This is a genomic window from Halomonas hibernica (genome assembly GCF_013183775.1).
GTDB lineage: Bacteria > Pseudomonadota > Gammaproteobacteria > Pseudomonadales > Halomonadaceae > Vreelandella > Vreelandella citrativorans.
Genome location: NZ_VIFN01000009.1, coordinates 1 through 12,935, shown reverse-complemented (window position 1 = coordinate 12,935; position 12,935 = coordinate 1). Strand labels below are relative to the sequence as shown.

Here is a 12,935-nt window from a genome sequence, read left to right as displayed (position 1 = left end):
GCTATTAGCGCGGCAACAAGGCAACTGCCAGCTTTATTTCGGGCCCTTTTTATCAACTCACCACTCCTTTGAAAACACACCGTCCTGACTGAAATACTAACGTGGCAATAGCCGACGATGGGCATGAATAGACATGAGAATACCGAACCCTGCCAACAAGGTCACGCTAGAGGTGCCACCATAACTCACCAAGGGCAGCGGCACGCCTACTACGGGTAAAATGCCGCTAACCATCCCCACGTTGACAAACACATAAATGAAAAAGGTGAGAATGATACTACCGGCAAAAAGACGTCCAAACGTATCCTGTGAAGAAGCCGCCAACCAAATACCGCGACCTACGATCATCAAGTAAAGCGCCAATAAAACCAGCATCCCGATAAGCCCAAACTCTTCACCCAATACGGCAATAATAAAATCAGTATGCCGCTCAGGCAGGAACTCAAGCTGCGACTGCGTCCCCCCCAGCCACCCCTTCCCCCATAGCCCTCCACTACCAATGGCCGTGGTTGACTGGATAATATTCCAACCCGAGCCTAGTGGGTCGCTTTCTGGATCAAGAAAGGTTAATACCCTCTGACGTTGGTAATTGTGCATGTTCATCCACAAGAGCGGCACGCACGCAGCCAACAATCCACCAACAAATCCAATCAAGCGCCATGAAAGACCCGCGAGCAAAACCACGATGACAGCCGCACTGGCCACCAGTAACGATGTACCCAAGTCCGGCTGAATAGCGGTCAATACAACCGGCACACCAATGATCACCGCGCACACCACAATATCCTTTAATCGCGGTGGAAGCTGGCAACGATTCAAATAGGCAGCCACCATTAACGGAACCGCTAGCTTCATCATCTCTGAGGGCTGAAATCGGATAACGCCCGGGATCTCAAGCCAGCGCTTAGCCCCCATGCCAATATCACCGGCAATTTCCACTGCCAATAACATGATGACCCCTGCGCCATAGGCAAAGGGTGCCCAGCGTAAAAACGTGGTCGGTGACAGCTGCGCCAATAATGCCATCACTGCCAGCGCAACGCCAAACCGCATCGCCTGAGCGATTACCGACTCAATACGCTGGCCAGACGCACTATATAAAACCAGTAGGCCACCCACCATTAAGACCAATAAAAGGCCTAATAACCAAGGGTCAATATGGATGCGTTCCCAAATACTTTTACGTCGCGCGATACCGCTATCGGGCGGTCGAACGGGATAACGACGCAATGGGCGGGTAAGCGTCTGCCAAGGCATAGGTCAGTTCCCCTCCACTTGAGCGGTATCTTCTTCCAACACGTCGCGTACATCATCTGCGTCAGGCGCTTCATCTTTTAAAAGCCATGCATCGGTCATGGCGCGCGCCAAATGCGCTGCATGGGTACTGCCGCCGCCCGCATTTTCAACGATAACCGACACGGCAATTTGGGGGGAATCAACCGGCGCAAACGCTACAAACAAGGCGTGATCTCTCAGGCGTTCCTCAAGCTCATCGGCGTTATAGCGCTGGTCCTGACCCAAAGAAAACACCTGAGCCGTTCCCGATTTGCCGCCCATTCGATACTCAAGGCCAACGCCAGTCCGCCGTGCAGTGCCTTCGCTACCGGTGAGCACTTTCTCCATACCGCTAAACACCCGGTCCCACCAGGCATCATTTTCCAGCTGAATATCGTCCAGCGTGTCGGGTAAATCTTCACGAAGCAGCGTATCGCCCACCTGGAGAGCTAAGCGGGGTTTTACCCAGTGGCCCCGGTTGGCAAGCGTTGCCGTTGCACTTGCCAGTTGCAACGGCGTTACTTGCCAGTAACCTTGGCCAATACCTACTGACAAGGTTTCGCCGGGGTACCACGGCTGGTTAAAACGCTCCCGTTTCCATTCGCGAGACGGCATCAGCCCAGTGCTTTCCCCCTGAACATCGTAGGCGACTCGTCGCCCGAATCCGAACCCATTCATCCGCTCATGCAGATTATCGATACCTAAATCATGAGCCAATGTGTAGTAGTAAGTATTATTAGACACAGCTAATGAACGCTCTAAATCCACACGGCCATGCCCCCAGCGCAACCAGTTCCGGTAACGCCGGGAGTCATTAGGCAGTTGATAATAGCCTGGGTCGCTAATCGTGCTGTCTGGGGTAATAACCCCCCCAGCCAGTCCCGCGAGGGCTAAAAAGGGTTTAATGGTCGAACCAGGTGGATAGTGACCACGAATAGAGCGGTTAAAAAGAGGTAAATCCAGGTCGTTCTGCAAGCCGCGATAGGAGGCGACGTCGATCCCGGTCACAAACTGGTTGCTGTCAAATCCAGGCGTCGACACCATGGCCAGAATCTCGCCCGTTGCAGGCACAATAGCGACGATTGACCCACGCCGCCCATCCATTAATTCATAGGCAAGCGTTTGTAGCGACTTATCAATTGTCAGCGTTATGTTCTTCCCAGGCACTGGATCGGTGCGGCCCAGCTCTCTTAATACTCGACCTCGGGCGTTGGTTTCGACTTTACGCAGACCTGCTTCGCCATGAAGCTCCTCTTCATAGAAGCGTTCAATGCCGGTTTTACCAATAAAGTGGGTGCCGGCATAACGGCCGGCATCCAAATTTTGCAGCTCATCAACATTAATACGCCCTACATAGCCCAGCGTATGGGCCATAACGTTTGAATCGGGATAGTAACGTAGCAGTTGGGCTTCGACTTCAACGCCTGGCAGGCGGTGGCGATTAATCGCGAGCCGAGCAATTTGGGCTTCACTCAGATCGCTCATTAAGAGCGCAGGTTGGAAAGGACGCTGTCGCTGGCGTGAACGTACGTTAAAGGCCTCGATATCTTCTTCTGGCAGTTCCAGCAACTCCACTAACAGGGCCAGCGTTGCATCAAGGTCATCAACACGCTCACGCACCAGCGTCAGGTTATAAGTAGGCCGGTTTTCAGCTAACAGCACACCATTTCGGTCATAAATCAAACCTCGATTAGGTGGCAGCGGCTCAACACGCACACGGTTTTTTTCTGACCGCGTGGTGTAAATTTCATGTTGAACAATTTGTAAGTAGCCTAAACGCCCTACCAGCAGACCGGTAAGCGTTATAACGACCAGAACGGCAAGAAGTGTTCTGACACGAAAAATGCGCAACTCTTGCTCAGAATTTTTTAGCGTGTCACGGCGCTGGGGCATGGCAACAGATGACTCTCAAATCAGACGATTGACGCAACACAGCCAACAAATACCACCACCTTTTGAGCCGTTAACGGTGGTAGGGGTGACCAACTAATAGCGTCCAGGCACGATAAAGCTGCTCGGCCAGCATGATACGAACTAACGGGTGCGGCAGCGTTAACGGTGACAATGACCACGCTTTATCGGCTATCGCAGAGAGGGAGGGTTCAAGACCATCAGGCCCACCGACCAGCAATACGATATCGCGGCCCTCCATACGCCAGCTATCCGCTTCCTGGGCCAGTTGTTCGGTTGTCCAGGGTTTGCCTTTTACTTCCAGCGCAACCAGATACTCATCACCCCGCAGTTTATCGCGAATGCGTTGAGCCTCTTGAGCACGCGCTTTGGCAATATCTGCATTTTTACCGCGCTGGCCAAGCGGGATTTCTTCTATTTCAAGGCTGAAATCCCGAGGGAGCCGTTTACGGTAGGTTTCAATGCCCTCTTCAACCCAAGCAGGCATTTTCGTACCTACCGCCAACAGCCTTATTTTCATGACATCGTGGCTCGCTCTTCAAAAAGCGTGCGTGCCTCATCCGTCATGCTTGCATCGCTAGGCAGGTCTGCCCAGAGGCGTTCAAGGTCATAAAGTGTACGGGCTTCCGGCATCATGATATGAACAACAATGTCACCCAGGTCGACCAATACCCAATCCGCATTATCACCGCCTTCAACACCGCGCGGCGCAAGACCGGCTGCCTTGGCTTTTTCTACGACGTTTTGCGCAAGTGCCGCAACATGCCGGGTAGACGTACCACTAGCAATCAACATAAGGTCGGTAACCTCAGTTAAGCTGGAAACGTCCAGTTGAGTGATATCGCGTGCCTTAAGGTCTTCTAACGCATCAAGCGCTAGGCTTTTCAGTGTATCGATGTGCATGACTCCTGCAGATAACCTCGTATGGTGTTCTGGTGTTCGGCTAGCAAAGCGGGCCATTGTAACGGCTTCTTGCGTGACTACCAGCGCTATTCAACGTCCTGGTAAAAGCCTTTATGTAAAATGGCCTCTTCAACCGCTTCCGGGAGCAAATACCGAACGCTTTTTCCCTCACGCAGCCGCTGACGAATATAGGTCGCTGAAATTGCCATCATCGAAGGGAGCGACAGCAATAAAACGCCACCACTGGGGCGCTGCATCAGCGAGTGCACGCCTTCGACTTCACGTTGTCCTACCAGTTCCCTTAATTCATCAGACCAGGGTGTTTGATAGCCAGGCCTGGCCATCACGACCAAGTGAGCGAGGGAAAACAACGTGTCAACCTGCCGCCACTGAGGAAGGCGTAAAAAGGCATCAAACCCAATCACCATGACTAAACGTGCCTGTTCACCATATTCAGCCCTCAGTTCAGCAAGCGTATCAACGCTGTAGGATGGCCCTTCGCGGCGCAGCTCACGGTTATCCGCGTAAAGCCCGGGCGTAGTGCCAATCCCGGCTTGTAACAACGCCATTCGTTGCTCTGCCGACACTTGTGGTGCACCACGTAAAGGCGGCTTTGGCGCCGGTATCATATGCAACTGGTCAAGGCCCAATGCTTCTCGCACTTCCAAAGCACTGCGCAAATGGCCATGGTGAATAGGGTCAAATGTCCCTCCCAGCATGCCTGCTTTTATGGGTACTGAGTTCATATCGACCTACCACTCATAGCGCTGCAAAACTCATAGCGTACACGCCTTATTGGCGAACCTGGCCATCGCCGAATACAACGTATTTACGCGTGGTAAGGCCTTCCAAGCCCACCGGCCCTCGCGCATGCAGCTTATCGGTCGAAATGCCAATTTCAGCACCTAACCCATACTCGAACCCATCGGCAAAGCGGGTTGAGGCATTCACAATCACAGAGCTTGAGTCCACCTCGGCCATGAAACGGCGCGCCAGAGAGTAGTCCTGGGTCACAATAGCGTCGGTATGGTGCGAGCCATAGCGCTCAATATGCGCAATCGCCTCTTCCACGCCATCCACTATTTTGATCGCTAATACCGGAGCAAGATATTCGGCGTACCAATCTTCCTCGGATGCCGCCAAGGCCTGAGGAAGCAGCGCTTGAGTGCGTTCACAGCCTCGTAGCTCAACCTCATGTCCTGCGTAAGCCCGCGCCAGCTCTGGCAACAGCAAATCAGCCACCGGCGCATCAACCAGAAGTGTTTCCATGGTATTGCAGGTGCCGTAACGGTGCGTTTTAGCATTGACCGCGATAGCCAAGGCTTTAGCTGGATCCGCCGTGGTATCAATATAGACGTGACAAACACCATCAAGGTGCTTGATAACGGGCACTGTAGCGTCACGCGAGATTCGCTCAATCAGCGATTTCCCACCACGCGGAATAATGACATCCACGTAATCAGGCATGCTGATCAATGCGCCGACAGCGGCACGGTCGGTCGTCGCCACCACCTGAACGCAGTTAGCAGGCAGCCCCACATTCAGCAGTCCTTGCGTAATGCATTCGCCAATGGCTTGATTGGACGCGCTCGCCTCTGACCCGCCGCGTAAAATGCAGGCATTGCCCGATTTTAAGCACAAACTGGCCGCTTCAAGCGTTACATTGGGGCGTGATTCGTAAATGATGCCAATGACCCCCAAAGGCACGCGCATTTTGCCTACCTGGATGCCGCTTGGACGGTAGCTCATATCGTCTATCTCACCCACCGGGTCAGGCAAGGCGGCCACTTGACGCAGCCCTTCAATCATCGCATCAAAACGGGCGTCATCAAGCGCCAAGCGGTCAAGTAACGCACTATCCAGACCATTTTCCTTACCGCGCTGCATATCCTGAGCGTTGGCGTCTAAAATACGCGCGCGAGCCGTCATCAGCTGCTGCGCTATTGACTCAAGGGCACGATTTTTAATGCCGGTATCGGCACGACGTAGCTCACTTGCGGCTGAACGAGCTGCCTTTCCAAGCGCCTGCATGTATGCGGGAACATCACCGGCGGTGAGTTGCTGTTGAGCCTCATCTTGCAAGGGCGTTGAAACGCTCATGCTGTCTCCCTTTATCATCATGCACGCCGCCATCATTTTATCTGGTCAGGCGCGTCGTAATTGTGTCCAGTAGTAGGCAATATATTACGCTACTTAAACGTTATAATGAGCATTTTAAGTTTCACACTTGGTCCTGTCACCGCTGATTAGACGACGGGGAACGTACATGGAGTTCGTGAAGGTGAATAGTAAGCCACCATGCAAAGCAAATACAAAATTCACTTGCTTAGAGCCAATTTACTCGCCGCAGCGGCTGCACTAGCGTTCTGGACGTTGGGCGCACAGCCCATGGCCATCCTGCTGCTTTGGCTCTCCGTCAGTTGGCTTTGCATTACAGCTCTGCTTCTGGACTTTAGTCATCGTCACTCCAGAGGGCTGCCCTGGCAAGTGCTGCCGGGCTTATTACTGCTGGGATTAATTGCCAGCGCACCAGAACAGCATGATATGTTGATCTGGGCGTGGGCGGCCATATTCATGCTACCCCAGGCGCGCTGGATTCTTGTACTTAATGCCATGGCCGCACTACTTAGCGGCGCCTTAATAGCGCCACAATTGTCCTTTCCAGCCGGGGGGCTAATAGTGCTGTTATTGGGCATACTGTGCTTACTGGCGGTTTCTAGCGCACGCCAATTGGTTGATATGAATGGGGCTATCGGCCAGCGTTTGCGGCTTATCCCAAAGGTTAATCTTTGGGCTGGCGAACAGTTGCTGCGCGATCTTCCTCGTGAGCAAACCCGTTCTGAGCGCGAGGCTATCTACGCAGAGCTATTTATATTGCAGGTTAAGCGGCGCCAGCTTTGGCCCACCGCAAAAAAGCTTTGTGAGCTAACCTACTCCTTTGAGAACACCTATCGTCTGAATAGCACAACGCTTGCCGCCTTGATGCTTTCTCGCTCGCCACAAGAAGCCACACGCCGTCGCACGCAGCTCCAGGCTGCGCTCCCTGAAAATGTTGTGAGCCATCATGAGCCGCTAATGGATATTGAGCCCTCAACCTTAACGCTTGAACATCTCTGCAATACCCCCACAACGCTGGGTTCTTCATGAACAGCTATCCATTTTCCAAGCGGCTAATGATCATCACTTACAGTACCAGCTTGGTAGTAATGATGGGGTACGCGTTATGGCTTTATAAAATGGGCAACTACCGGAGCTTATGGGTACCCGCGTTTGTTACCCTGGTGCTATTAGCGGCCCTACTGATGCATTTAGGGCAGGGATTAAAGGGATACATATCTCAAATACTGCTGGTAGGCAGCACCTACCTCACGGTATTAAGTACGCTTTCTATCTCTAACGCATCAGCCATCTGGCTTGGCCTACCCATCACCTCTGCTTTTATACTCTTACCCCTTTGGCTTGCCTTGGTGCTTACAGGGGGGCTTGGCCCCCTTGTCTGGTTGTTTATCTCTCACCCGACACCTGAGCCACCCTTCTATCTCGGCTATGTTATTTTGCTTTTACTGCTGGCTCTCCCTCGATGGGAGCATGCTCGCCGCCGCGCATTATTACAGGCCACCGACCCCTGTGATTGTCACTGTCGCGCCTACAACTACGAAACGCTAAAGGAGCGCTTAAACAACGAATTTCAGCGTGCTGCCATGCTTAACAAGCGCTTAGCGGTACTGGTCATTCACCTGCCACAGCTGGATATGGCCGAAGAGCAGTTCGGCTCTCGAGCTAAAATCGCGCTACTTGATACACTGTGTAGCGAAGTGATAGGTCGCTGCCGTGATCATGACATATTGGGGCGCGCTGGCGAGGCCACCTTCTGGCTGGTGCTGCCCGACACCAGTGAAAGCGGTGCGCTGCTGGTTCGTGAGCGGCTACAGCATGCACTTTCCCAGTGTGTATTGGTTGAAACCGGTCATCTTGAAGCCCGCATTGCAGCTTGTTTGCCTCATAAAGAGAGCTTCGAGCGCTATATACAACGCCTGCACGCCCGTGCTCATGCGCTGGCAAACGGATGACAGCGTATCGCCCTTCAAGGAGTCCCTCGTGTCTTTAGTCGAAATCTTTCAACAGCTCTCGCTCTCGCCTTTCATGCTTCTTCTGCTAATGCTGCTCATTTCGCTTGCAGAATCGTTAGCATTAGTGGGCCTGTTGGTGCCCGGCGTGGTGCTGATTACGGCAGTGGCCTCCCTCGCGGGGCATGAGTCGATCGGGATAGTGTGGTTAGTAATGGCCGCCTTTTTAGGCGCGGTGATCGGCGACGGCATTAGTTTCAGGCTTGGTTATCGCCACCATGCACAAATCACTCAACGCTGGCCACTTTCCCTACATCCGGAATGGCTAGGCAGAGGCTCCCGCTTTTTTGATCGTTATGGTCTTTACTCGGTCTTTATTGGCCGATTTGTTGGCCCGGTAAGACCCGTCATTCCGCTCATAGCGGGCATGATGCGGATGCCACCCCGTAATTTTTTATGGGCAAATATCACATCTGCCGCACTGTGGGCACCTGCCTATGTACTGCCAGGCTATTTGCTCGGACGAACATGGCAAGAACACCTTGATTTACCCCCGGGCATTGAAACAGCATTGCTCATAATAGCCGCCAGCGTGGTGGTACTCGCGGTAGTGTTCTCCTGGGGGCGAGCACAGGTGGGCCGTCATGGACGCCTCTACCTTGCTACCGCCCGTTTAGCACGTCGTATTCCGTTTATGCGCCGCCCCTGGCTTGTCATGAGCCAATCTGGCGAAGTTCCTCTCGCTTCGCTGCTGCTATTTATTATTGCCTTAACCTGCCTTTCGGGTTGGACACTGCTGGTTGTGCATCACAACGGTCCACTGACGCTCGACCTCTATATCCAACGGCTCTTTAGCTGGCTGCAAAGCGACACCCTTATCGCTATTGGTGCCGTATTTGCCAAGATTGGCGACAAGTTGGGCATTGCTGTCCTGTTGCTGCCGTGGGCACTATGGATGATTTTTTATAGAAGATGGGATGCCTTGCTGCATTGGGGAGCGGCGGTGGGAGGCGTAGCGCTTCTTAACACGCTGGGTAAAGCCATTTTCGGGCGTGCTCGACCTGACACCCCCGATTACCTGACCGGCTCGCTCTCTTATCCGAGTGCCCATACGTCAACCTCGGTTGTCGTATTGGGCCTGGCCGCCGCGTTTATTGCCTCGGAGCTACCTCTCCAAAAACGTATCTGGATCTATTGGGTGGCGATTGCTTTGGCGGTGCCAATGGCACTGTCACGGCTCGTTATTGGCGTGCACTGGTTTAGTGACCTGGTCGGCGGCGCTCTGCTTGGGCTGATGATCTGTGCGCTGGTTTGTCTAAGCTGGCAGCGCTATCCTCGAAAGCCATTAACGCCCTGCCCTTGGCTGCTGTTGGGGTCGGCCTCGCTGGTATTAATCAGCCTTCGTGTGGTTTTCTTCCCACCAGTGTAGGCGGCCTAGCCTAGCGCCAGCCATAATCCAACGCCCATCATTAACGTGCCGGCAATGCGGTTAAGTAAACGAACATTGCCGCTTTTTCCCAGCGTTTTACGCAGCGTTTTACCGCCGACGGCATACACCAACAGGCTGGCAAACTCGATCAACAAAATAACCACAATCAGCAGAACCAGTTGGCTACCCAGCGGGCGACTGCTATCCAAAAAGGGGGGCAGCAGCACCATAAAAAATGCCCACCCCTTCGGGTTAGCCACAGCGGTGACAAACCCTTGCATGGCAAGTGTTAGCCGCCCGGCGGCAGGCCCCGCATTTAGTTCACTGGGTATCGCCATACGCCCACGAGAGCGCCACATCATAATGCCCAAATAGGCCAAATAAGCGCCGCCCACCCACTTGAACACCGTGAAGAGTTCAGGCTGACGGAGCATTAAGGCGGCTACCCCAGCGCCTGCTGCTGCAGCTACCAGCCCTACGCCAACCAGCTCTCCCATCATCATCCACAGCGTACGTTTCACGCCTTGGGTCATGCCCAGCACCATGGCAAGCGTCATGCACATACCCGGCGTGAGTGACACAAATAAAAACGTGGGTACAAATATAGAGAGCGTGGCCCAGTTCATTGCTTATCCTTAGACATGTTATCGGCTTCATCCTCGCCCCAGCGAGGCATCAAGGTATGCTGAATGCCCAACTGATTAAGAATGCGTGCCACAATAAAATCAATGAGATCATCAATGGATTGCGGGCGGTGATAAAATCCGGGGGCGGCAGGTAAAATGACAACCCCCATGCGGCTTAGCCCCAGCATATGTTCCAAATGGATAGGCGAAAATGGACTCTCTCGGGGCACCAGCACTAGCGTTCGACGCTCTTTAATCGCGACATCGGCCGCCCGCTCAATCAGGTTGTTACTTGCCCCAGTGGCAATAGCCGAGAGCGTTCCCGTCGAGCATGGGCACACCACCATAGCCGAGGCCGCTCCAGACCCGGAGGCAACAGGCGCCATCCAGTCCTCTCGCCCAAAGCAGCGGATTTGGCCAGGCGCGGCGCCGCTACGCTCTCTCAATGCAGCAGCCAGCCGTTCTGGCTGAGCAGGCAGGCTAATGTCGGTTTCCGTGGCAATCACCATGTGTGACGCTTTGGAGATCATGACCCACACTTCATAGCCTGCCTCTACCAATACGTCTATCAGCCGCAGGCCATACTGCGCCCCAGAAGCGCCCGTTAATGCCACGGTGATCGGCTTTTTGAACAGAGAATCTGTACTCACGCGTTCAATTCCTTGGCCGTTAAGGCATTTAGTAGACGTTCATGTACGCCCTCAAAGCCACCGTTGGACATCACCACAATCCGATCCAGTGGTTCGGCATGGCGAACAACCGCCTCTACCAGCGTTTCAATCTGCTGATAAAGATGAGCTTTAGCACCTTGCTCAGCTACCAGCGCCTCCATCGACCAATCAATACCGGCAGGTTGATACCAATACACCTGATCCGCATCAGCGATGCTGTCGTTGAGTCGATCACGTAGCGCACCTAACCGCATGGTGTTGGAGCGAGGCTCAATGACCGCCAGCAAGCGCCCTTTGGTCGTTGTGGCACGCAAGCCTTGCAAGGTCGCCGCAATCGCCGTGGGGTGATGGGCAAAGTCGTCAATGACTTGAACGCCCCCCACTTCTCCACGCACTTCCTGGCGTCGGCGTGGCGTTTCGAAACGCGCTAGTGCTGCGCACGCCCGGGCTAAATCAACTCCGCACTCGTGGGCAGCCGCCAACGCTGCCAAGGCATTTCGCGCGTTGTGAACGCCGCTTAACAACCACTCGACGACGCTATCCTCTTCGCCCCGGTCTGTGCGGTGAATCACCTGAAAACGGCTGGCATCAGGGCGCTCAAGGCAGAGCTGCCACGCACTTTGGGACTGCTCACCAAAGTGCTTAATGGGTGTCCAGGCTCCCATCGCTATGACGCGCTCTAGCGCTGGCTGTTCATCGGCTACTAGCAGGCACCCTTGGCTGGGTACGGTGCGCACAAGGTGATGGAACTGGCGTTCAATAGCAGCTAAATCCGGAAAGATATCCGCATGATCAAACTCAAGATTATTGAGCACAGCAATATCGGGGCGATAGTGTACAAATTTGGAGCGTTTATCAAAAAAGGCCGTATCGTACTCATCTGCTTCAACAATAAAAGGCCCCTGAGGATCACCCAGCCGAGCGGAAACACCAAAGTTACGCGGCACACCGCCAATTAAAAAGCCCGGTACTTGGCCCGCGCTCTCCAATAGCCAGGCCAGTAAACTGGCGGTGGTGGTTTTACCATGGGTACCGGCGATAGCAATTACCCGCCGCCCTGGTAACACATGCTCAGCAAGCCACTGCGCTCCTGAGGTATACGGCAAACCGCTATTAAGGAGCGCCTCTACTTCAGGATTTCCGCGTGACAGCGCATTCCCCACTACCACCAGGTCAATCGAAGCACCAAGGTGCTCTGCTCGATAACCTTCCATTAACGTAATGCCTGCTTCAGCAAGCTGAGTGCTCATCGGAGGATAGACGTTTGCATCTGACCCGCTAACCTGATGGCCCTGCTCGCGCGCGAGCAGCGCAAGACTACCCATAAAGGTGCCGCAGATACCGATAATATGGAGATGCATGGTTTCTGTCCCTGAACAACGTAATAAACACAGCTTAAAATAGCTGAAAAGACTAGCATGCTCGGCTTGTTTACTCACCCAGAAGCAAGGGTTTAAGCACACGTGGTGGTTAGAAAATGCCCCAATATACGTATAGCGAGCGTAGCCAAGTGACAAATGCGTTCGATTATTGCAGGATGCGCGCACGCTTATTTAAAGCCTACCTGTTGGCGCGTCGCATCGCTGTTTACAATGACGTACTTTTTCTAAGAACGCTGACCCATGCCCCAGGGTTAGCGATGGAGTTTATTATGCGTGTATTAATTCGCTATTTTTTCCGTGGTGTTCGCTTGGTGCTGGCACCGGTCATGCTTATCAGTGAAAAACTCTCAACGCCTAACGCGATTGAGCGTGCCCCCGCCGATCAAGCGCGCGTCGACCAGGCTTGCCAACGCCTGGCCCTTTATCAATTCCGTACCTGCCCTTTCTGCATTAAGGTGCGTAAAGAAATTGCCCGCTTAGGACTAACCATTGAGCTGCGCGATGTTCAGCATGACCCCACACATAAGCAGGACCTCCTTGAAGGCGGCGGCAAAACCAAAGTGCCTTGCTTAAAGATTCACTACGAAGATGGTCGCGAAGAGTGGCTGTATGAGTCTGATGATATTAATGCATGGCTGCATCAGCAATTTGGAGCTTAAAACCGTGCTTGT

At 53.5% G+C, this 12,935-nt stretch carries 13 protein-coding genes; 4 read left to right on the top strand and 9 right to left on the bottom strand.

What is annotated here, in order from left to right:
- Window positions 1–96: 96 nt before the first annotated feature.
- From rodA to FKN99_RS13400, 6 genes are all read right to left on the bottom strand, one after another.
- Complete coding sequence (gene rodA / locus FKN99_RS13425; RefSeq protein WP_172118368.1) at window positions 97–1,257, bottom strand: rod shape-determining protein RodA; 1,161 nt, start codon at window positions 1,255–1,257, stop codon at window positions 97–99.
- A 3-nt stretch (window positions 1,258–1,260) separates the two neighbouring features.
- Entirely contained in the window at window positions 1,261–3,168 is a 1,908-nt protein-coding gene (gene mrdA / locus FKN99_RS13420; protein WP_172118367.1) for a penicillin-binding protein 2, read from the bottom strand.
- Window positions 3,169–3,238: 70 nt separating this feature from the next.
- A complete protein-coding gene (rlmH, locus tag FKN99_RS13415; RefSeq protein WP_172118366.1) occupies window positions 3,239–3,706 on the bottom strand; it encodes a 23S rRNA (pseudouridine(1915)-N(3))-methyltransferase RlmH in 468 nt (155 codons plus the stop codon).
- On the bottom strand, window positions 3,703–4,089 hold the full coding sequence (gene rsfS / locus FKN99_RS13410; RefSeq protein WP_172118365.1) for a ribosome silencing factor: 387 nt from the start codon (window positions 4,087–4,089) through the stop codon (window positions 3,703–3,705). Before rsfS ends, rlmH begins: the two co-directional genes overlap by 4 nt.
- A gap of 86 nt (window positions 4,090–4,175) precedes the next feature.
- Complete coding sequence (gene nadD, locus FKN99_RS13405; protein WP_172118364.1) at window positions 4,176–4,835, bottom strand: nicotinate-nucleotide adenylyltransferase; 660 nt, start codon at window positions 4,833–4,835, stop codon at window positions 4,176–4,178.
- Between the two features lie 46 nt (window positions 4,836–4,881).
- Window positions 4,882–6,189: a glutamate-5-semialdehyde dehydrogenase gene (locus FKN99_RS13400; RefSeq protein ID WP_172118363.1), complete on the bottom strand. Its 1,308-nt coding sequence runs from the start codon at window positions 6,187–6,189 to the stop codon at window positions 4,882–4,884.
- Window positions 6,190–6,387: 198 nt separating this feature from the next.
- Here FKN99_RS13400 and FKN99_RS13395 point away from each other — a divergent pair, with 198 nt between their 5' ends.
- The 3 genes from FKN99_RS13395 to FKN99_RS13385 are packed head-to-tail and all read left to right on the top strand — an operon-like array spanning window position 6,388 to window position 9,585.
- A complete protein-coding gene (locus FKN99_RS13395; RefSeq protein WP_172118362.1) occupies window positions 6,388–7,236 on the top strand; it encodes a hypothetical protein in 849 nt (282 codons plus the stop codon).
- Window positions 7,233–8,159 (top strand): diguanylate cyclase, encoded by a 927-nt coding sequence (locus FKN99_RS13390; protein WP_172118361.1) that lies wholly within the window; start codon window positions 7,233–7,235, stop codon window positions 8,157–8,159. Before FKN99_RS13395 ends, FKN99_RS13390 begins: the two co-directional genes overlap by 4 nt.
- 28 nt (window positions 8,160–8,187) lie before the next feature.
- Window positions 8,188–9,585, top strand: coding sequence for a bifunctional DedA family/phosphatase PAP2 family protein (locus FKN99_RS13385; protein WP_172118360.1), 1,398 nt, complete (start codon window positions 8,188–8,190; stop codon window positions 9,583–9,585).
- Window positions 9,586–9,590: 5 nt separating this feature from the next.
- Here the strand turns inward: FKN99_RS13385 and FKN99_RS13380 are convergent, their stop codons facing one another.
- Genes FKN99_RS13380 through mpl form a run of 3 tightly spaced genes read right to left on the bottom strand, consistent with a single transcriptional unit; the run spans window position 9,591 to window position 12,243 of the window.
- Window positions 9,591–10,211 (bottom strand): LysE family translocator, encoded by a 621-nt coding sequence (locus FKN99_RS13380; RefSeq protein WP_172118359.1) that lies wholly within the window; start codon window positions 10,209–10,211, stop codon window positions 9,591–9,593.
- Entirely contained in the window at window positions 10,208–10,861 is a 654-nt protein-coding gene (locus tag FKN99_RS13375) for a flavin prenyltransferase UbiX (RefSeq protein ID WP_172118358.1), read from the bottom strand. Before FKN99_RS13375 ends, FKN99_RS13380 begins: the two co-directional genes overlap by 4 nt.
- A complete protein-coding gene (mpl, locus tag FKN99_RS13370; RefSeq protein WP_172118357.1) occupies window positions 10,858–12,243 on the bottom strand; it encodes a UDP-N-acetylmuramate:L-alanyl-gamma-D-glutamyl-meso-diaminopimelate ligase in 1,386 nt (461 codons plus the stop codon). The genes FKN99_RS13375 and mpl overlap by 4 nt, the downstream gene beginning before the upstream one ends.
- 290 nt (window positions 12,244–12,533) lie before the next feature.
- On the opposite strand from mpl, the gene FKN99_RS13365 reads away from it, so the two are divergent.
- Window positions 12,534–12,923: a glutaredoxin family protein gene (locus FKN99_RS13365; protein WP_172118472.1), complete on the top strand. Its 390-nt coding sequence runs from the start codon at window positions 12,534–12,536 to the stop codon at window positions 12,921–12,923.
- Window positions 12,924–12,935: the final 12 nt, after the last annotated feature.